16 protein-coding genes and 1 pseudogene are annotated in these 18,198 nt (G+C 65.3%); 7 read left to right on the plus strand and 10 right to left on the minus strand.

What is annotated here, in order from left to right; genetic code table 11:
* Positions 1–80 precede the first annotated feature (80 nt).
* From ACVK00_RS04015 to ACVK00_RS04035, 5 genes are all read left to right on the plus strand, one after another.
* Positions 81–215, plus strand: a complete 135-nt coding sequence (locus tag ACVK00_RS04015; RefSeq protein ID WP_284900865.1) for a hypothetical protein — start codon at positions 81–83, stop codon at positions 213–215.
* Complete coding sequence (locus ACVK00_RS04020; protein ID WP_284900866.1) at positions 212–1,555, plus strand: virulence factor; 1,344 nt, start codon at positions 212–214, stop codon at positions 1,553–1,555. The genes ACVK00_RS04015 and ACVK00_RS04020 overlap by 4 nt, the downstream gene beginning before the upstream one ends.
* Before the next feature lie 71 nt (positions 1,556–1,626).
* Complete coding sequence (locus tag ACVK00_RS04025; protein WP_006761954.1) at positions 1,627–1,884, plus strand: PAAR domain-containing protein; 258 nt, start codon at positions 1,627–1,629, stop codon at positions 1,882–1,884.
* An 18-nt stretch (positions 1,885–1,902) separates the two neighbouring features.
* Complete coding sequence (locus ACVK00_RS04030; RefSeq protein ID WP_228891702.1) at positions 1,903–2,217, plus strand: TrfB-related DNA-binding protein; 315 nt, start codon at positions 1,903–1,905, stop codon at positions 2,215–2,217.
* 265 nt (positions 2,218–2,482) lie between these two features.
* Complete coding sequence (locus ACVK00_RS04035) at positions 2,483–3,967, plus strand: aminotransferase class V-fold PLP-dependent enzyme (RefSeq protein WP_284900867.1); 1,485 nt, start codon at positions 2,483–2,485, stop codon at positions 3,965–3,967.
* 64 nt (positions 3,968–4,031) lie between these two features.
* Here the strand turns inward: ACVK00_RS04035 and ACVK00_RS04040 are convergent.
* Positions 4,032–4,351: pseudogene (locus ACVK00_RS04040) on the minus strand (DJ-1/PfpI family protein); the annotation flags it as partial.
* Between the two features lie 235 nt (positions 4,352–4,586).
* On the opposite strand from ACVK00_RS04040, the gene ACVK00_RS04045 reads away from it, so the two are divergent.
* Positions 4,587–6,119: an amino acid permease gene (locus tag ACVK00_RS04045; RefSeq protein ID WP_284900869.1), complete on the plus strand. Its 1,533-nt coding sequence runs from the start codon at positions 4,587–4,589 to the stop codon at positions 6,117–6,119.
* Between the two features lie 148 nt (positions 6,120–6,267).
* On the opposite strand, the gene glyA is transcribed toward ACVK00_RS04045, so the two are convergent.
* From glyA to ACVK00_RS04060, 3 genes are all read right to left on the minus strand, one after another.
* Positions 6,268–7,515: a serine hydroxymethyltransferase gene (gene glyA, locus ACVK00_RS04050; RefSeq protein ID WP_354123199.1), complete on the minus strand. Its 1,248-nt coding sequence runs from the start codon at positions 7,513–7,515 to the stop codon at positions 6,268–6,270.
* A 320-nt stretch (positions 7,516–7,835) separates the two neighbouring features.
* On the minus strand, positions 7,836–8,615 hold the full coding sequence (locus ACVK00_RS04055) for an SDR family NAD(P)-dependent oxidoreductase (protein WP_284888691.1): 780 nt from the start codon (positions 8,613–8,615) through the stop codon (positions 7,836–7,838).
* 33 nt (positions 8,616–8,648) lie between these two features.
* Positions 8,649–9,896 carry a D-arabinono-1,4-lactone oxidase gene (locus ACVK00_RS04060; RefSeq protein ID WP_354123200.1) on the minus strand — a complete coding sequence of 416 codons (1,248 nt, stop codon included), beginning with the start codon at positions 9,894–9,896 and terminating at the stop codon, positions 8,649–8,651.
* A 237-nt stretch (positions 9,897–10,133) separates the two neighbouring features.
* On the opposite strand from ACVK00_RS04060, the gene ACVK00_RS04065 reads away from it, so the two are divergent.
* Positions 10,134–11,138, plus strand: coding sequence for a helix-turn-helix domain-containing protein (locus ACVK00_RS04065; protein ID WP_284888687.1), 1,005 nt, complete (start codon positions 10,134–10,136; stop codon positions 11,136–11,138).
* Positions 11,139–11,307: 169 nt separating this feature from the next.
* On the opposite strand, the gene ACVK00_RS04070 is transcribed toward ACVK00_RS04065, so the two are convergent.
* From ACVK00_RS04070 to ACVK00_RS04095, 6 genes are all read right to left on the minus strand, one after another.
* Positions 11,308–11,736, minus strand: a complete 429-nt coding sequence (locus ACVK00_RS04070; protein WP_011660125.1) for a hypothetical protein — start codon at positions 11,734–11,736, stop codon at positions 11,308–11,310.
* Between the two features lie 44 nt (positions 11,737–11,780).
* Positions 11,781–13,631, minus strand: a complete 1,851-nt coding sequence (locus ACVK00_RS04075; RefSeq protein WP_284888686.1) for a S10 family serine carboxypeptidase-like protein — start codon at positions 13,629–13,631, stop codon at positions 11,781–11,783.
* A 799-nt stretch (positions 13,632–14,430) separates the two neighbouring features.
* Complete coding sequence (locus ACVK00_RS04080) at positions 14,431–16,245, minus strand: ExeM/NucH family extracellular endonuclease (protein WP_354123201.1); 1,815 nt, start codon at positions 16,243–16,245, stop codon at positions 14,431–14,433.
* 221 nt (positions 16,246–16,466) lie between these two features.
* Positions 16,467–17,408 (minus strand): CopD family protein, encoded by a 942-nt coding sequence (locus tag ACVK00_RS04085; RefSeq protein ID WP_284888684.1) that lies wholly within the window; start codon positions 17,406–17,408, stop codon positions 16,467–16,469.
* Positions 17,405–17,800: a copper homeostasis periplasmic binding protein CopC gene (copC, locus tag ACVK00_RS04090; protein ID WP_354123202.1), complete on the minus strand. Its 396-nt coding sequence runs from the start codon at positions 17,798–17,800 to the stop codon at positions 17,405–17,407. Before copC ends, ACVK00_RS04085 begins: the two co-directional genes overlap by 4 nt.
* Positions 17,801–17,814: 14 nt before the next feature.
* Entirely contained in the window at positions 17,815–18,162 is a 348-nt protein-coding gene (locus ACVK00_RS04095; RefSeq protein WP_228910043.1) for a copper-binding protein, read from the minus strand.
* Between the last annotated feature and the right edge of the window lie 36 nt (positions 18,163–18,198).

An 18,198-nucleotide genomic window follows, 5' to 3' on the forward strand; every position in this document is an offset into this window, starting at 1 on the left:
TGCAACCGGTGCTGAGACGCATGACCGCCGATAACGGATGAACGCGAAGGTGAGTTTTATCTGTAGGTCGGAGGTCTTGTATGAAGGCCCTGATCGCCACGTGGCCGCGACGCGTCGCCATCGCCGTTTTGACATGGCTCATCACCACCGTGCTCATGGCATCGCTGATGGCGCACGTCGGACAACCCGACACGGCACATTTGGAGATAGGATGAAACGATTCGTTGTGGTTCCCGGCTTGATCGCGCTCATGGTGTTTCTCTTCACCACGGCCATCATGCGTCCGGCTCAAGCCGTGCCGGTTAGTGAGCGTACCGGAAATGCAACGCCAGCAGCCGAAGGGCCGGCCAAGCCGTTCGTCGCGCAGGTTGTCGGCCTCATGTGGCTGAATCCGTTGCAACGTATGGACTATCCGACCGAATGGCAATTGCTGTGGGCACAAGGGCTTACCGTACCGAACAAGAACGATGACATGGTGCGCACCAAACCCGAAAAATTTTCGTCGCTTCGATCGATCGGTGCGTTGGTGTACGGCAATCGTGGAACGGAAACGTTCAACGGGTTCTATGCGAAGTACATCGATAAATTCATTTTATTGCTGCGATCCCGCTATTTCAGCAACGCAAAGTATCTCTACACGGTGCGCTCCGATCGCCAGAACGATTGGCGCGAACTCGCCGGCATACACGTCGAAATTGCCATTCCGCCCCGACTTGATCCGACCTTTGCCAAGTCGCGCATGGTTGATCGGATGATGAATTTCTTCGAGATCGGGCCGCCGTCGCCCAAGACGCTTTGGAGCCGCGACACGCCGCCCGATGTCCGAATCACCCAAGGCAACGCGAACGCCGGCTTCACATCACTGAACAACGCGCTGGACTACTTGCAGGCAAACCCCGACAAGACCGCGTGGGCAATGAACTGGGACGCCCCGAACTTCCCGCCCACGGATGCGCAGATCAACGAGAACCTTGTCGTGCTGTTCCTCGCCGGCCCCAACTTCAACACCGAGCGGGAACCACTCGCCTGGATCGGCAAGGCCGCGACCGGCGACACGAAAGCGTTTTCGCCGAAGGTCGGCACGACGCGCGCCGTACAGGCGTGGAAGGCAACGATCGCCGAAGCGGCCCGCAATGCCGGCGTCGCTGTCACTGACCTGAACTACATCGTTCACGATGCAGGCCACGGCAGCGATGCCGCGTCGTCACGACTCGTCGCACTCACGCAAACCCTGACCGAAACCCTGCCGGAATACGACCACAAGAAGCAGACATTCAACACCGCCGCCCTGCTCGGCGACATGGGAACAGGCAGCGCATTGACCGACGTCGCGCTCGCGATCGGTCGAATCAACCACTTCGGCGGCAACGCACTCGTCGCCGGCACGACCGACGCTGAGCACCCCGTCGCCGTCGTCGTCAGGCCGCCATCGAAGCTCACGCCGATCGATCCAACCAAGGACTGGTTCCGCGCGCGCGGCGGAAACAACGCCTATCTCCCGTGGTGGGGACGCCGACACGATGTCGATTACGGCATGCAGGGCTATTCGTGGTGATGCAGACCGGCGCTGCGGCACAGTGCGAGCAACACGCGACCACCACACGAATCATTCGGAGGACGAGTCATATGCGAGGAATTATCCGGGTAGGCGACATGCATACCCATGGCGGCCGGGTCGAATCCGGCGCCGGAATCAGCAAGGTCATGGGGCGCGCGGTCGCGCGCTTCGGCGACGCCTGCTCGTGTCCGATCCACGGCGCCTGCACGATTGCGGCAGGCGACCCTGCCTTCAACGTTGAAGGCCAAGCCGCCGCGTTCGACGGCCACGAAACGACCTGCGGCGCAAAACTGATTTCTTCACTTCCGAATTCGGGGCGAATTTGAATGCAGAAGACACGACGCATGACCGCCGAACAGTTCCGGCTGTTGCGGCTTCAAGATACCCGAATCAAGCCGGTGAACCAGTGGGCGCTGCACGAGATTTTCGTGAAGGGCCGCCCGCAGCGCGAACTGGCCGCGAAGCTGGGCATGAACCGCTCGGCAATGTCTCAACTCGTTCGCAAGGCGTGGCAGCGGTACCTGGACCTGCCGGGTAACGTCACACGCCTCACCACGGTCACGATCACGATCCCGGCGAAATACGAGCGCGCGCTGCACGCATGGGTGCAGGACGCGCATCGTTTATCGAACCGGCCCGATCAAAACGAGTCGGCCTGACCGACTCGCGCGCCGACGCGCTAACGGCATTCGGTTATTCGCAGGCCGGCCCACGCGCCACCACCGTGCGCCGCGCCATGCGGGCATCCGTATGACCAATCCCCGATGCTCCGCTACGCCAAGAAAGAAAATTCATCCCCCAATATCGGATTCAGATAGATCCATATTCCATATCAAGCTAAATTCCCAGCCCCTTTTGGATCCTTTTTCCCCACCCGACCTCGTATCATTTCTCCCATTCCGAAGAGAAGAGCAAGAGAAGGACATGAGCGATACCACCCCGCTGCACTACCTCGACTACGCAGCCACCACCCCTGCGGATCCCCGCGTGATCGAAGCGATGACGGCCTGCCTCGGTGCCGACGGCATCTTCGGCAATCCCGCGTCGAGCTCGCACGCCGCCGGCCGGCTGGCGAAGGAAAAAGTCGAGCACGCTCGCGCGCAGGTCGCCGCGCTGATCGGCGCGCACGCCGACGAGATCATCTGGACATCGGGCGCCACCGAATCGAACAACCTCGCGCTGAAGGGCTACGCGGAGGCTGCGACCGACAAGCGCCACCTGATCACGAGCCGCATCGAACACAAGGCCATCCTCGACACGATGGCGAACCTGTCGAAGCGCGGGATGACGGCCGCTTACCTGAGCCCCACCGCCGACGGCGAAATCACCGTCGACGCCGTGGCCGCGGCGATTCGCCCCGATACGGGCCTCGTGTCGCTGATGCTCGTCAACAACGAGCTCGGCACGCTGACGGACATCGGCGCGATCTCGCGCATCGTGCATGCGGCGGGCGCGCTGCTGCACGTCGACGCCGCGCAGGCGCTCGGCAAGACGCCGATCGACGTGCGCGCGCTCGGCATCGACCTGCTGTCGATGTCCGCGCACAAGGTGTATGGCCCCAAGGGCATCGGCGCGCTGTTCGTCCGCCGTGACATCGCCGATCGCATCGCGCCGCAGATTCACGGCGGCGGACACGAGCGCGGCCTGCGCTCGGGCACGCTCGCGACGCATCAGATCGTCGGGATGGGCACCGCCTGCGAGCTGGCCGCCGAAAAACTCGAGCGCGAAGCCGAGCGGATCGCGGCACTCAGCGCGCGCCTGAAGGACGCGCTGCTCGCGCTCGGCGACATCACGCACAACGCGGCCGCGGCGCGCCGCATCCCGCACACGTTGAGCCTCACGGTGAACGCGCCGGGCTTCTTCCCGTTCATGCTCGGCGATTCGCTCGCCGTGTCGTCGACCTCCGCATGCAACTCGACCAGCGGCGCGCCGTCCCACGTGCTGACCGCGATCGGTCTCGATGCGGAAACCGCCGGCCGCACGGTGCGCATCAGCTTCGGCCGCTTCACGACCGAGCAGGACGTCGATTTCGCGGTCGCGTGTTTCGCGCGCGCGATCGAGCAATGCCGGGCCGCGGCCGCCACCGGGTTCACCGCGTCGCGACAGATCACGCCGGCGGACCTGAAGGCGATCCGCAATGCAGGCTTTCGCGCGGTGATCTGCAACCGGCCGGACGGCGAAGGCGCCGATCAGCCGGCCTTCGACGAGATCGCGGCCGCCGCGCGCGAACTCGGCCTCGACGCGCGCTATCTGCCGGTCGAACGCGACCGGATCGGCGAGGCGGAAGTCGACGCGTTCGGCGCGCTGGTCGATGCGCTGCCGAAGCCCGTGCTCGCGTATTGCCGCAGCGGGAGCCGCTCCGGGATGCTGTGGAACCAACTGACGGCGCGGCGGACGGCCACGGCCTGAGCGCAACGCCGTTTCCGGGCCGGGAAGCGCGGTTCGCGTCGGGCGACGCGCAAGCTCTCCGCCGCTACTTCGCATACTCCAGTTGCAGCGCCACCCAGTCTGACGTCGCGTCGCCGTAGCGCGCCGCGACGTCTCCGAGCACACCGGGCAGCACCACGTCGCCACCGCACGCGCGGTCCATCCGAACCGGCTGCCGTCGTGCAAATCGCTCCATCCATCCGCGCCGATGTTGCGCGCCGACGTTGCGCGACGCGCCGCCGCCGGCCCCACGTGCGCATTCACCCATGCAAGCGACGCGCGAATCGACCCGGCCACGCCGGTCGTCGTCATCACGTTGCCGTCCATCACGTAACGGCGATCGGCGACCCACGCCGTATCGGCAAAACCGCCCGCTCGATGCCCCCGAAAGGTGCATCCGCCCGGAGTTTCCGGTGCATTGCCGAAATCCGATAGCGCCGCGAGATTTGGCTTCATACCGTTCCCGCATCGGACCGGAAAGCGACGTGTCATTCACCCATGACGTCGCGTGCCGCCGACGAATTCCCAGGGGCGGGCCGCAATGCCGGGCCCGGGCAGCGATGACGGTCCTGCCATGCAGGACATTCGTGACGGAGCGAACATGGACGCGAAAATCCAGCCTGACTCAGGCACCGACAGTGACGTAAGCCTTCTCCACAAGATGGGATATGCGCAGGAGCTGTCGAGACGCATGAGCGGTTTCTCGAACTTCGCCGTGTCGTTTTCGGTGATCTGCATTCTGTCGGGCGGCATCACGGCATTTCAGCTCGCGTTTTCCGCCGCCGGCGGCGCATCGATCGGCCTCGGCTGGCCGCTCGGCTCGCTGTTCGCGCTGATCGTCGCAGTGTCGATGTCACAGATCGCGTCGGCGTTTCCCACCGCCGGCGGCCTCTATCACTGGGGCGCCATCCTCGGCGGGAAGCAATGGGGGTGGATGACGGCGTGGCTGAACCTGATCGGCCTGATCTTCGTGATCGCCGCGATCAATTTCGGCACCTACGATCCGTTCTTCAAGACGCTGATCGCCCCGATGTTCGGCGTCAGTCCGGACAGCCTGACGTGGTGGCATCAGACCGCGTTCATCGCGTTCATCACGCTCTCGCAGGCGATCCTGAACGCACGCGGCATCAAGATCGCGAGCAAGATCACCGACCTGTCCGGCTACCTGATCTTCGTCGTGACGATCGCGCTGGTCGTGTCGCTGCTGGTCTACTCGCCGATCGCGTTCGACCTGCATCGGCTCGTCACCTTCACCAACTTCACGGGCGTCGACGGCGGCGCATGGCCGAAACAGACCCTGCCGCTCGCGTTCCTGTCCGGCCTGCTGCTGGTGACCTACACGATCACGGGCTTCGACGCATCCGCCCACACGTCGGAAGAGACGCACGACGCGGCGAAGAACGTGCCGCGCGGCATCATCGGCTCGGTGTTCTGGTCCGCGGTGTTCGGCTACGTGATGGTGTGCACGTTCGTGCTGGTGATGCCGGACCTGACGGCCGCGATGAAACAGGGCACCGGCTTCTTCGAAGCGATCCTCGCGCCGATTCCGAAGGCCTTGCGCGTGTGCCTCGAACTCGCGATGTTCTTCATCAACTACGTGTGCGGGCTCGCGGCGATCATGTCGACGTCGCGCATGGTGTATGCGTTTGCGCGCGACGGCGGGCTGCCGGCGTCGAAGCTGCTGCGCAGCGTGAATCACAACCATCGGACGCCCGGCCCCGCGATCTGGACGTGCGCGGTGCTCGCGATCGTCGTCACGCTGTACGGCGACGCGTTCTCGGTGTTGAGCGCGGGCAGCGCCGTGTTCCTGTTCATCTCGTATGCGATGCCGATCGGCTCCGGGATGCTCGCCGAAGGGCGCACGTGGACCGAAAAAGGCCCGTTCCAGCTCGGCATCTGGTCGAAGCCGTGCGCGCTGCTCGGGCTGGTGGGCGCCTGCGTGCTGGCTTACGTCGGCATCCAGCCGCCGAACGAGAAGGTGCTCTACGTGCTGGTTGCGTTCGTGGTCGTGCTGATGGTGATCTGGTACGGCTTCGGGGTGCGCAAGTCGTTCGCGGGGCCGCCGGTCCTCAAGGACACGCGCAACGACGCGCGCATTCGCGAACTCGAGGCGAACGTCGATGCGTCGGTGTGAAGCGACACCGGCTCGCGCCTAGGCTCACAACGCAAAAATCCGGCTCGCACATACACGGCGAGCCGGATTTTTTTACATCGCTTCGGACCGGACGAAGTTCAACCGCCTGAGCAGTTGAACGCCCGACCGAGTGCCCGATTGCAGCGCGTTAGCCGTAGACCGGGAAACGCTGCGTCAACTCCGCGACGAGCCCGCGCACGCGCTCGATCGTCGCCGCATCTTCCGGCGCTTCCAGCACGTCGGCGATCAGGTTGCCGACCTGCTCCGCTTCCGCCGGGCCGAAGCCGCGCGTCGTCATCGCCGGCGAACCCAGGCGGATGCCGCTCGTCACGAACGGCTTTTCCGGATCGTTCGGGATCGCGTTCTTGTTCACCGTGATGTGCGCGGCACCGAGTGCTGCTTCCGCTGCCTTGCCCGTGATGTTCTTCGCGCGCAGGTCCACCAGCATCACGTGGCTTTCGGTGCGGCCCGACACGATCCGCAGGCCGCGCTTGACCAGCGTTTCAGCCAGCACGCGGGCGTTCTCGACCACCTTTTCCTGGTATGCCTTGAATTCCGGCGACAGCGCTTCCTTGAACGCCACGGCCTTCGCCGCGATCACGTGCATCAGCGGGCCACCCTGGATGCCCGGGAAGATCGCCGAGTTGATCGGCTTCTCGTATTCCGACTTCATCAGGATCACGCCACCGCGCGGACCGCGCAGGCTCTTGTGCGTCGTCGTCGTCACGAAGTCGGCATGCGGCACCGGGTTCGGATACACGCCCGCCGCGATCAGGCCCGCGTAGTGCGCCATGTCGACCATCAGGTACGCACCGACCGACTTCGCGATCTTCGCCAGACGCTCGAAGTCGATCTTCAGCGCGAACGCCGATGCGCCCGCGACGATCAGCTTCGGCTTGTGTTCCTGTGCGAGCTGCTCGGCGGCGTCGTAATCGATGTCTTCCTGCTCGTTCAGCCCGTAGCTCACCACGTTGAACCACTTGCCCGACATGTTCACCGGCGAGCCGTGCGTCAGGTGACCACCGTGCGCGAGGCTCATGCCCATGATCGTGTCGCCCGGCTTGAGCATCGCGAAGAACACGCCCTGGTTCGCCTGCGAACCCGAGTTCGGCTGCACGTTCGCGGCTTCCGCGCCGAACAGCTGCTTCACACGGTCGATCGCCAGCTGCTCGACCACGTCGACGTATTCACAACCGCCGTAGTAGCGCTTGCCCGGATAACCTTCCGCGTACTTGTTCGTGAGCTGCGAGCCCTGGGCGGCCATCACGGCCGGGCTCGTATAGTTTTCCGACGCGATCAGCTCGATGTGATCTTCCTGGCGGCGGTTCTCGTCCTGAATGGCAGTCCAGAGTTCGGGATCGACGTTGGCGACGGTGCTGGTAGTGCGATTGAACATGATGATTGATCAGAAGAGAGTGATGGATTGATGCTGGTATGCCGGACTTGCCCGGACCCGCGAAGCCGAGCGCCGGAGCGGCGCTCGATGACGTCGACTACCATGCCGCCTCGCGATGCCGGCTGAACGGTGACTCGTCATTGCCATTCCAGCAGACGCCCGATCGTTCAGATAGAAGGATTGCGACATTCCGCTAGGACACATCGCGCGACGCCCGGCCAAAAAAAATCGAAGGTCCGCATCGCTGCGGCACCTTCGACCGAACCTGCCGCTCCTGGAGAGGTCGTGCCTGCCTGTCGGCTTCTTGCGAATATGGGGGCCTAAACGGCGGAAAAACAGTTGTCGACGAACAGCTGGGTGCCGTTGACGAAGCTCGCTTCATCGGACGCAAGGAACAGCGCGGCCGCGGCCACTTCCGACGGCTCGCACAGCCGGCCCTGCTGCACCGCGATGGCCGCCTCGGTCGCGTCCACGCCCATCGCCTGCAGATCCTTCAGCTCGCGCATTCCGTGTGGCGTGCGGATGAAGCCCGGCGCCAGCGCGTTGCAGCGGATGCCGCGGTCGCGGTATTCGACGGCGATCGCCCGCGCGAACATCTGGCAGGCGCCCTTGGTCGCGTCATACAGCACCTCGCCGGGCGTCGCGAAGACGGCCGAGATCGACGACGTACAGACGATGCTGCCGCGCCCTTTTTCCAGCATCTGCGGCAGCACCGCCTTCGTCATCAGGAACATGCTCTTCACGTTCACGCTCATCAGCCAGTCCCATTCCGACTCCTCGATGTCGAGGAACGGTTTGACGATCAGCGTGCCCGCATGATTGAACAGGATGTCCGCGTTGCCGTACTGCGCGCGGGCTGCATCGACCGCCTGCTGCACGTCCGGCTGCTTCGACACGTCGGCTGGCAGGCCGATCGCCTGCAGGCCGGCATCGCGCAACCGCGACGCGAGTGTTTCGGCTGCGTCGCCGTCACGGTCGATGATCGCCACCTTCGCGCCCTGCGCGGCGAACAGCTCGGACGCAGCGGCGCCGCATCCGCCCGCGCCGCCGCTCACGATCGCGACCTTGCCGGCAAGGCGACCGTCAATCTTGGCATTCATGCGTCGTTCTCCAGTGTGATTCGTCAGGACCCCTCAGCTGAACAGGGTCCGAAGATGATCGTTGAGGAAACGGCCTTCCGGGTCCACGCTGCGGCGCAGTTCGCGGAACGCCTCGGCCTTCGGGAACCAGCGGTCCACGTCGTCGCGGTTCGTGAAGTGCAGCTTGCCCCAGTGCGGACGCGAGCCGTAGTCGCGCAGGATGTCGTCGACATCCTTCAGGAACGGCCAGTAGTCGACGCCGTTCGGACCGCCCGAGCACGAGATGGTCACGCTGTCCTGGTGATTGAACGGGCTGATCCACGCCGGGTCGCCCTTCGTGAAGCGGTACTCGACCGGGAAGATGCAGTCCCGATGCTTCGTGAGAATCAGGTCGCGCACGCGGCGCAGCGCTTCCTTGCCGTGTTCGGCAGGCACCGCGTACTCGAGCTCGTGGAAGTTCGCGACGTAGTGGATCGCGTAGACCTCGGCGCTGTACGCGATCTTCTCGTGCTCGCCTTCGTGGTACGTGCGCACGTCGGTGACGTCCATCACCTTCACTTCGCACACGTCGCAGTCCTTCTTCGCGTTCGACACCGCGGTGGTGTCGGGCAGGCAGTACAGGTGGCGGCTTTCGGACGTCGGGCACCAGAAGAAGCCGAAATGCCGGTGCGTCGCCGCGAGCTCGTCGTACCGTTCCATCAGCGCCTCGAAGTCCTCGCGCCACACGCGGTCGTGTAGCCAGAACGCGTCGGTCACCTGCAGCGTCAGCTCCGAGACCACGCCGAACATGCCGATATTCACCTGCGTCGCGTGCAGCAGGTCCAGGTCCTGCTTGTCGCTCACTTCCATGATCGAGCCGTCGGGGCGGACGATGCGCATCCCGACCACCTGCGACGACAGGTTGCTCAGCGTCGTCCCCGTGCCGTGCGTGCCCGTCGCCAACGCACCGGCAATGGCCTGCGAATCGATGTCGCCCTGGTTGACGAGCGAGAAGCCGATTTGCTTCAGGTGCTGCGTCACCGCGTTGATCCGCGTGCCGGCCTTCACCGTCACGCGCTTTTGCTGCTCGTCGACCGCGACGATGCCGTGATAATCCTTCAGCGACAGCAGCAGGCCGCTCGTCGCGACGATGGGCGTGAACGAATGTCCCGATCCCGCGCAGCGGACGTTCTTGCCCCGGCTCGTCGCGGCATGCACCAGCTCGGCAATCTCCGCCTCGCTGGTGGGGGCCGCCATGTGCGCGGCGACGCACGACTGATTGCCGACCCAGTTCCGCCAGAATCCGCCACGTGGAAGCTCCATCAACGTCTCTCCAGAAGTGCGCCGGCCGTCCCGCGCCGGCCGCCGTGTTCGGCTCGGCCGGCACCAAAGCGGGAGATGCCCGGTGCCGGCGCGATGCGTCGTGTTCATGCCAACGATATTTCGCCGGCCGGCTTTGCACTATCGGATTTCGGCATGCGAGGGTTTTCTCCGGGGTTTTTTGACCGGCGCGTGCAGCGACTACAATGAATCGATCCGCCCGCTCCCCTCCCGACTCCGATGACGCCGTCTGCCGATCCGAGCGATTACTCCGGCGCCCCGCCGCTCGCGCGGAGGGTGACGTTCTGCGCGTTCACCGACGTGGAAGAGCAGGCGCGGATATTCGACGGCTGGCATCTCAACTACACGCAGATCTCGGGCGGCCTGTTTCATGGCTCGTCGTCCATCGTGTCGCTCGGCGGCATCCGGCTGCTGGTCGAAGACCTCGACAAGGTGATCCTGCAACAGGGCGCGGTGCCGTCGGACCGCGTCGCCGTGGCCGTGCCGCTGGAGCTCGAAGGCCATGCGCGCATGTGCGGCGAAAAGAGCGGGCGCGACAGCCTGCACGTGTTCTCGAGCCAGCCCGTGTTCGAGTTCTACTCTCCCGACCGGCACGTGCTCGTGAACGTCGAGATCGCGCCCGACAAGCTGTCGACGCAAGCGCTGCGCACGTTCGCCGCGTCGCTGCGGGCCCGCACCTTCGCACCGCTGATCCCGATGACGACCCAGGTCGCGGATCGCCTGCGCCACCTGCTGCGCCATGCGATGGCCGCGGCCGCGAAGAGCACGCCGATCGACGACGTGACGACGCAGGGCCGGATCGAACTGCTCGAGCGGACCGTGCTGTATGCGATTTCCGAAGCGATGACGGTGCCCGCGCCGGACGCGGACACCTTCGCGACGCGTTCGACGAAGTACTGGTCGCTCGTCAACGCGGCGCAGGCGCGGCTGCAGGATGCGTCGACGTGCCCGCTGTCGATCGCCGAACTGTGCGTGCAGCTCGGCATCAGCCGGCGTACCGTGCAATACGCGTTCAACGACACGCTCAATCTGAATCCGATCGCCTACCTGCGCGCCGTCCGCCTCAATCACGTGCGCCGCGAGCTGCGGCTCGGCGGCCCTGTGACGTCGGCCGCGACGAAGTGGGGCTTCTGGCACCTGAGCAGTTTCGCGCAGGACTACCGCGCGATGTTCGGCGAGTTGCCGTCGGCGACGGCGAGGCGCTACGCGCACCGGGAAGCCTGAGCATCGATCGTGATGCGGCTTCGCGTTACGCGCGTGCGTGCCGAACTGCCATGAAGAAGGCCGCGGCCGAACGTGCGCCGCGGCAGGTTGAACGCAGGTCGCCGCCGCGGTGGGGAAGCCGGCACCGAACCGGCACCGGCCGCCCTCCCCGCACGACCTCGCTACACCGTCACTCCTGCTGTTCCTGCTGCGCCTGCACCTGCCGCTGCTGGATGAACTGCCGCACATCGCTCATCGTCACGCGACCGGTGTGTTTCGCATCGATCTCGTCGAAGTGCTTCGCGACGAACCCGAGCCCGCTGCTCTGCGCCTGCGCCTTGGTCACCGCCGCGCCGTTGCCCAGCACCGTGTTGCCGCCGAGCCGGGCATCGACACGCTTCTGCGCCTGCTGCTGCAGCGTCGCGCCGGTCGACGGCAATACCGGCGCCACGCGGGTCGACGGAAAGAACGGACCGTCGACGCCGTGGCCGCCGTGCGGCAGCTTCACCGGCGCCACCGCCTGCGGCGGCAGCGCATAGGCGGCGCTCATCACCGCACCGAGGACGATCAACGAACACATACGTCGCATCAAGTTGATTGGAGACATGATCACTCGCATTCAATGGATGAATAGAGGGTTCCTTTTCGCAAGGAGTCCGTCGTTTACGGTGCCGCTGCCAGCAAAGTCGACGCCGTCGCGCCCGGCGCGCTGCCGGTCGGCGTGCCGGCCGGATTCTCGTCCGGCCACGGTGGCGGCAGGGTCTTGAGCGTCAGCGCCGTCGGAATCCGCGCGCCCTTGTAGAAGGTCGCCAGGTCGCGCTTCATCTGCGGCCGTGCCACGTCATCCAGATACGTCATGTGCCCGCCCTGGAAGAAGTTCACCTGCAGCTTCGGATTCAGGCCCTTCACCGTCTGCAGACGGGCGAGCTGCTTCTCCGTGTTGAAGAACGGCGTGGCCAGATCGTGGAGGCCGTTCTCGGCGAGCACATGGAGCTTCGGATTGAGCTGCAGCGCGCCGAGCAGATCGGGGATCGTGTCGGGCATCGGCTGGCCGTCATGCGAGAAGTCCCACACCTGGATAATGTTGTCGTTCAACGGCAGGTAGGTCGCGTTCGGCGCGGTGTAGCCGAGGTAGTCGGGCATCTGCGTCGCGAGCGCGTTCGTGAACGGCTGCGAGATCAGGATGTCCGACGGGTCGCCGTCCGCCTGCAGCCGCGGATCGCTGTTCGGCAACGACACGCGTCCGTCGTAGCGGCCGATCGTCGTGCCGGGCACCAGGTTCGTGCCGTACGGGTTCGCGTTGAAGTAGTCGCGCAGCGCCTGTTGCGTCAAGCTCGACGGGATCGACCACAGCTTCAGCGTCGCATCGCTCGGGAACACCGGCGTGCCGAGCGCATCCGGAATGCCGAGCTGGCTCAGCACCCACGACTGCGAGTACTTCTGCAGCTGGTTGTAGATCAGCGTCGTGAACAGTTCGGTCTGCAGTGCATACAGGAATGGATTGACCGGCGCCGGCGACACCTGGTTGAAGTACGCCGCGACCGCCGCATACCCGGGCAGATAGCCGGCCACGGTATCGGTGTCGAGCAGCAGCCCTTCGGTCGACTGCGTGATCGCCACCGCCTCCACCGCATCCGCGAAGTAGTTCAGGATCGCCGATTGCAGCACGATACCCGTCAGGTGCACGCCGGCCGATTCGAGCGCCAGCGCGAGCATGTCGGTGCGCGGCGTGCCGTACGATTCGCCGTACAGGTAGATCGGCGACGTGCCGCGGCCGTTCACGTTCAGGTAGCGCTGGATGAAGTCGCGCATGATGTTGACGTCCGCGTCGGAACCCCAGTACTTCTGGTTGGTGTTCGGCAACACGGCTTCCGACAGCCCGGTTCCCGGCGGGTCGATGAACACGAGGTCGGTCGTGTCGATCAGGCTTTCCGCGTTGTCGACGAGCGGATAGTTCGGCCAGTTGCTGCCGAACAGCGGATCGGGCGTCGCGACGCGCGTCGGCGCGAACGAGCCGAGCCGCAGCCAGATCGACGACGAGCCGGGGCCGCCGTTATAGACGAACGTGACGGGACGCGGCTTGCCGTTCGTGCTCGGCGCGGTGTACGCCACATACGACATCGACGCCTCAGCATTGCCGTTCGCGTCCTGCGCGGTCAGGTGGCCGGTGGTCGTCGTGTAGTTGACCGTCGTGCCGCCGGATTTCCACTGGTAATGCATCACCGCGGCCTTCTCCGACACCTGCGCGGCCGCGAGGCCGTCGGTCGCGTTCATCGAATAGGCAACGGGGTCGACGTAGGGCTGGTTCGCCGCGGGCGTCTGATTGCCGGCCGCCTGTTGCGCGCCGGCCTGCTGGCTGGCGGTGGCCTGCGCCAGGCTCGACGCGCCGACCGACGACGAATCGTCGCCGCCGCAGCCCGCGAGCACCATGGTCAAGACGGTCAATGCGCCTAGCCCGGCCAGCCGGCCGCGGCGTTCGCGGCGGCTGCCGGTACTGCTCCTGTCTGGTTGCATGCCTCTGTCCTTGTGGGTCGAATATCGCTTCACACACAGGCCGCCATCGCCGGCGAAAAACGCGCAGGCACACCCGCCACTCGCGTTGCACGATCGGCAGACGGCGGTTGGGGATTGGACTTCTTCGAGAGACTGAACTTGATACAGACACAGCAAACTGCTGGCGGAGAATGATGCGGGAACGCCGCCCCCTTGCAGTTTTGACGACTTTTGTATTACCGAAATTTACGACAGAACAAAAATAGGCGGTGTTGCGCCGCGTTGTCAAAGATCATTCCGATATTAAAAAATCTCCGATGATGCGAACGGAGATCAGTGTCTGGCTTTTGAAAGAAAACATGACTGTTCGCATCCGGCACGCCATCCGAGTCGTTTATCCTGGAATGCCGCGGCTTTGTCGCATGTCGCATAACCCTTTGCGGGCATTGGCCGTGCGCATGGAATGCCTTCAAATCGACAGGGTTATTCTTTCATTTTAATTACCCGAGACCGATTGACGCGAATTGCTGAATAAAACCCGGCTCTATCCACGAAGTACCGATTTCCAGTATTTTCAGGATACGCAGCAGAATTATTTACCCGATATCGGAATAAAGCCGCACAGTTGCGTAATACGCGGGTTATTCACAAAGAAGAAGCAATCATTCGCCCCGCGCATTGCGGATTGCATTGCGGCAATCACGAATCGGGCACGTGATGCGTGGGAACGGAGCGGCCGCGCGAGCGAGCGGCAACGCCCCCGCTCACGCGACGACGTGCGGCAGCGCCGCACGCCGTTCTTCGAACGTTCGAGCAGCGATCAGCGCCCGCCGCCCGGCAGCGCGATATCGATCAGCACCGGATCGTGATCCGACGAGCGATACGCATCCGGCGCGTAGTACGTCTTCTGCTGCTCGGCCGACTTGTACGCGAGCGTGTACTGCAGCGCGAGCGGCTCATCCGCGTTGATGTGCCATTCGTGCACGGCCTTCACGTGCGACGCGAGCGGCAGCGATGCGAGCGCGTGATCGAGGTAGCCGGCTTCGCCGTTGTACACGTAGCTGTACGCGTTGGCGCCGATCCAGCGCGACACGAGGTTGCGGTAGCCGCGCGCTTCGAGCAGGCGGATCGGGTCTTCATACGTGTAGCTGTTGAAGTCGCCGATCAGCAGCGTGCCCTGCCCCGCGACGCCCGTCGGCGTGCCGGCGAGCCAGTCCGCCAGCTTCGCCGCCGCGCGCGTGCGCGTCGGGTTCCAGCAGCCCTGGCCGTCGCCCTGGTCGAGGTCGTCGTTCGCTGCGTCCGGGCAGTTCTTCGACTTCAGGTGGTTGACCGCGATCGTCAGCGCCTGCTTGTTGCCGCCGACGCGGCGGAACGACTGCGCGAGCGGCTGGCGGTTCTTGTCGTCGATCGCGAGCGTCGACGCGCGGCCGACCGGTTCGACCGTGCGGCTGTCATAGATCATCGCGACCGTGATCGCATCGCCGCCGAGGCGCGACGTGCCCGGATCGACGACGCGCCAGTTGCTGCCGAGCTTCGCCGCGAGCTGGCGTACCGCGCTCAGTTCGCCGTAGCCGTTGTTCTGGATTTCCATCAGGCCGATCACGTCGGCGTCGAGCGCCTTCAACGCACTGACGATCTTCGCTTCCTGACGCTGGAATTCCTGATAGTTCTTCGCGCCGCGGTTGTTCGGATCGTCGAAGCCGCCGCCCATGCCGTTGCCGTTGAAGTAGTTGAGGACGTTGAATGACGCGACGCGCAGGTTCGATTTCGGATCGCGTACCGGTGCGTTGGCGCGCGGGTTCGAGCGCGTGTCGAACGTCGGCGCGGCCGCGCCGGGCAGCGGCTGCACACGCCATGCGCCGTAGCGCACCTCGAGCACGCCTTCGACGTTGCGCACGGTGTAGCCCGAGCGCAGCGTGTTCGCGGCCGACAGCTCCGGCGCCGGATACGGCACGCTCGCCGGGTTCTGCTTGTTCGAGCCGTCGTCGAGGATCAGCCGGTTGCGTGCGTTCGCATCGATCTGCGTCTGCGCCTGCGACGGCGGCACCACGCTCGTCGGCGTGCGCAGTCGGCCGTTGCTCAGCATCGTGCTGCCATAGCGGCCGAGCTCGTAGTTATCGGTGACGGTGAGCGTCTGCGGCAGGCGCACCAGCATCCCTTCATACGCGGCGAACGCGCTCGGGCTGTCGACCGGCAGCGTGAGCGTCGCCGGCGTGACCGTCTGGCCGTTCGCGCACACCGCGATCGCACCCGACAGCGTGAGCTGCGTCTGCCCGTATTTCTCCTCGACCTTGCCCGTCACGTGCACGAGATCGCCCGCCTTCGCGCGCACTTTCGGCGCATAGACGAACAGCCCTTCGGACACGCCCGGCTGGTTGCGGCGCTGCGGGTCCGCCTGCTGGACGAAGAAGCCGCCGAAGCCGTCCGTGCCGCCGAAATCGGCCGTGACGACCGCTTCGATCGACGCGTTCTGGCCGGCGAGCGGCGACGGCGCGCCCGGTCCCTGGATGTCGGCGATCGGCGTCGTGCTGCCGCCGCAGTTCGGGCTGACGGGGGCGGCGGTCGCCGCGAAGACCGGTGCAGCAAGCGTGGGCAGCAGCAATAGCGGGGCAAACAGGCGGATTGTCGAGCGCATGACGGGGAATCCCGGTTGTGAGGGTGGCGAAAGCTTAGCGGCGCTCGGTGACAGTTTTTAGTAACCAGAAGACAGGCATATGTAATTCCCGGTATCGCTGCACGATTGCGCTCGGCCGCGCGCTCGCGCTCGAAAGAAGCGGGAAATCGTCTGATAAAAGCCGACTCCGTTCCGACGATTTCCCGCTGCCGGCTTCTCCAGTCAGCCAGCCAGCCGCGACGCTAGACCGTCCCCGGCAACGCGCTCGACACGAGCACGGCCGCCACCATCAGCACGCCCGCGAGCACGACCGCCTCGATCCGGAGCACCGCACCGAACCCGCGCAACGCGATGACCGGCATCGCAGCCGCCGGATCCTTCAACGCGGCCAGCAGCTTCGGCATCCCGAAGAACCGGTTGTGTCCGCCGAGCGCCGCCGCGATCAGCACGAGCGCGAGCTTGAGCAGCAGGATCTGCCCATACGTCGATGCGAGCAGGTTGTCCGTCGTATCGACGCCGCGCCACCCGTTGTATGCACCGGTCGCGAACAGCACGGCCAGGGCAACCGTCGACGCATCGGAGAGCGACTGCACGAACGACGCGCCGGTCGTGCGCTCGCTTGCAGGCATCCCGGTGAATCGCGGCATCACGCCGAACGCCGTCACGAGCACGAGCCCGACCCACGCGCTGATCGCCAGCAGATGCAGCCAGTCGACCCACACCGGCACGCTGAACAGCCCCGCGTCGACCGGATGGCCGCCATTGCTGCGTGCCAGCGCGACGCATGCGAGCGCGGCCCACATCGCGAACGGAAAGCGCGTATCGGTCACGCGCCGCACGAACGACAGGATCACGACCGCCAGCATGAACACGGCGCCGGCCAGCCACGCATGACCGAACCCCGTGCCGGCGAGCATCGCGCACACGGCCGGCCCCGCTTCGAGCAGCGGCACTTCGCTCATCAACGCGCAGTGCGCCCAGAACGCCGTGATGCTCGCGAGCAGCGACACGACGGACGCACCGCGCAGCGTCGCGAGGAGCCGCCGCGCGATGCCGTGCTGCCACGCCGACTCGCCCCGCGCGAGCCAGCGGCTGCCGAGCAGCGTGCCGACGACGACGGCAAAGCCGGCGTTCTGGATCGCCACGGCCGCCAGCCGCAGCATGCCGACGAAGCCTTCGTTCACCCTTTCACCTTGAACGTATAGGTGCCTTTGGTGCGATGCGCGTCGGCCGTCATCACCGCCCATTGCACCGTGTACGCACCGGGTGCGAGCTTCGGCATCGCGACGGTCATCACGCGCGGCGTCGCCGGATCGACCTTCGCGCTGTCGTGCGCGACGGGCTTGCCGTTCGCGTCCGACACCTTCACCGAACTGAAGGTGGGTTCGAGGTCTTCGTTGAACGCGAGCCGCAATGTGTCGGGTGCGGTGTCGACCGTGCTGCCGGTCGCGGGCGTCGCGCTCTCCAGTTTGCCGTGCGCCCAGGCCGCAACCGGCGCGGCGGCGATCAGCGCGCCGGCCGCGACAAAGCGGACGCCGCGAACGAGCCGCGTGAGCATCGTGATCTTCGTGTGCATGTTCCGCCCCGGCTTCACGGCTTGCGCAGTTCGACGACGGTCAACGCGCCGTCCACGTCCTCGGCGACGAAATCGATCTTGTCGCCGGTCTTGACCTGCGTGAGCATCGCCGGGTCCTTGACCTTGAACACCATCGTCATCGCGTCCATCCCGAGGTTCTCGAGCGGGCCGTGCTTGATCGTCAGCTTGCCCGCGGCCGCGTCGACCTTGCGGATCTCGCCGTGCGACATCTCGCGCGCCGCGTCGGCACCCTGCTTCGCGTTGCCGCCCATCTCCATGCCGGCCATGTCGCCGGCCGCGTACGACGCCGTGGAAAACACCAGCACGCAACCCGTTGCAATCGAAACCAGTCCCTTCTTCATCATGCCTGCTCCATCCAGAGTGAGTGAAATGAAACC

The sequence above is a fragment of the Burkholderia sp. PvR073 genome, from assembly GCF_054055695.1.

What these genes read in the sequence shown, in the direction of transcription:
- ACVK00_RS04015 (WP_284900865.1), top strand. Translation starts at nt 81, where the DNA reads ATGAAGGCCCTGATCGCCACGTGGCCGCGACGCGTCGCCATCGCCGTT.
- ACVK00_RS04020 (WP_284900866.1), top strand. Translation starts at nt 212, where the DNA reads ATGAAACGATTCGTTGTGGTTCCCGGCTTGATCGCGCTCATGGTGTTT.
- ACVK00_RS04025 (WP_006761954.1), top strand. Translation starts at nt 1,627, where the DNA reads ATGCGAGGAATTATCCGGGTAGGCGACATGCATACCCATGGCGGCCGG.
- ACVK00_RS04030 (WP_228891702.1), top strand. Translation starts at nt 1,903, where the DNA reads ATGACCGCCGAACAGTTCCGGCTGTTGCGGCTTCAAGATACCCGAATC.
- ACVK00_RS04035 (WP_284900867.1), top strand. Translation starts at nt 2,483, where the DNA reads ATGAGCGATACCACCCCGCTGCACTACCTCGACTACGCAGCCACCACC.
- ACVK00_RS04045 (WP_284900869.1), top strand. Translation starts at nt 4,587, where the DNA reads ATGGACGCGAAAATCCAGCCTGACTCAGGCACCGACAGTGACGTAAGC.
- glyA (WP_354123199.1), bottom strand. Translation starts at nt 7,515, where the DNA reads ATGTTCAATCGCACTACCAGCACCGTCGCCAACGTCGATCCCGAACTC.
- ACVK00_RS04055 (WP_284888691.1), bottom strand. Translation starts at nt 8,615, where the DNA reads ATGAATGCCAAGATTGACGGTCGCCTTGCCGGCAAGGTCGCGATCGTG.
- ACVK00_RS04060 (WP_354123200.1), bottom strand. Translation starts at nt 9,896, where the DNA reads ATGGAGCTTCCACGTGGCGGATTCTGGCGGAACTGGGTCGGCAATCAG.
- ACVK00_RS04065 (WP_284888687.1), top strand. Translation starts at nt 10,134, where the DNA reads ATGACGCCGTCTGCCGATCCGAGCGATTACTCCGGCGCCCCGCCGCTC.
- ACVK00_RS04070 (WP_011660125.1), bottom strand. Translation starts at nt 11,736, where the DNA reads ATGCGAGTGATCATGTCTCCAATCAACTTGATGCGACGTATGTGTTCG.
- ACVK00_RS04075 (WP_284888686.1), bottom strand. Translation starts at nt 13,631, where the DNA reads ATGCAACCAGACAGGAGCAGTACCGGCAGCCGCCGCGAACGCCGCGGC.
- ACVK00_RS04080 (WP_354123201.1), bottom strand. Translation starts at nt 16,245, where the DNA reads ATGCGCTCGACAATCCGCCTGTTTGCCCCGCTATTGCTGCTGCCCACG.
- copC (WP_354123202.1), bottom strand. Translation starts at nt 17,800, where the DNA reads ATGCACACGAAGATCACGATGCTCACGCGGCTCGTTCGCGGCGTCCGC.
- ACVK00_RS04095 (WP_228910043.1), bottom strand. Translation starts at nt 18,162, where the DNA reads ATGAAGAAGGGACTGGTTTCGATTGCAACGGGTTGCGTGCTGGTGTTT.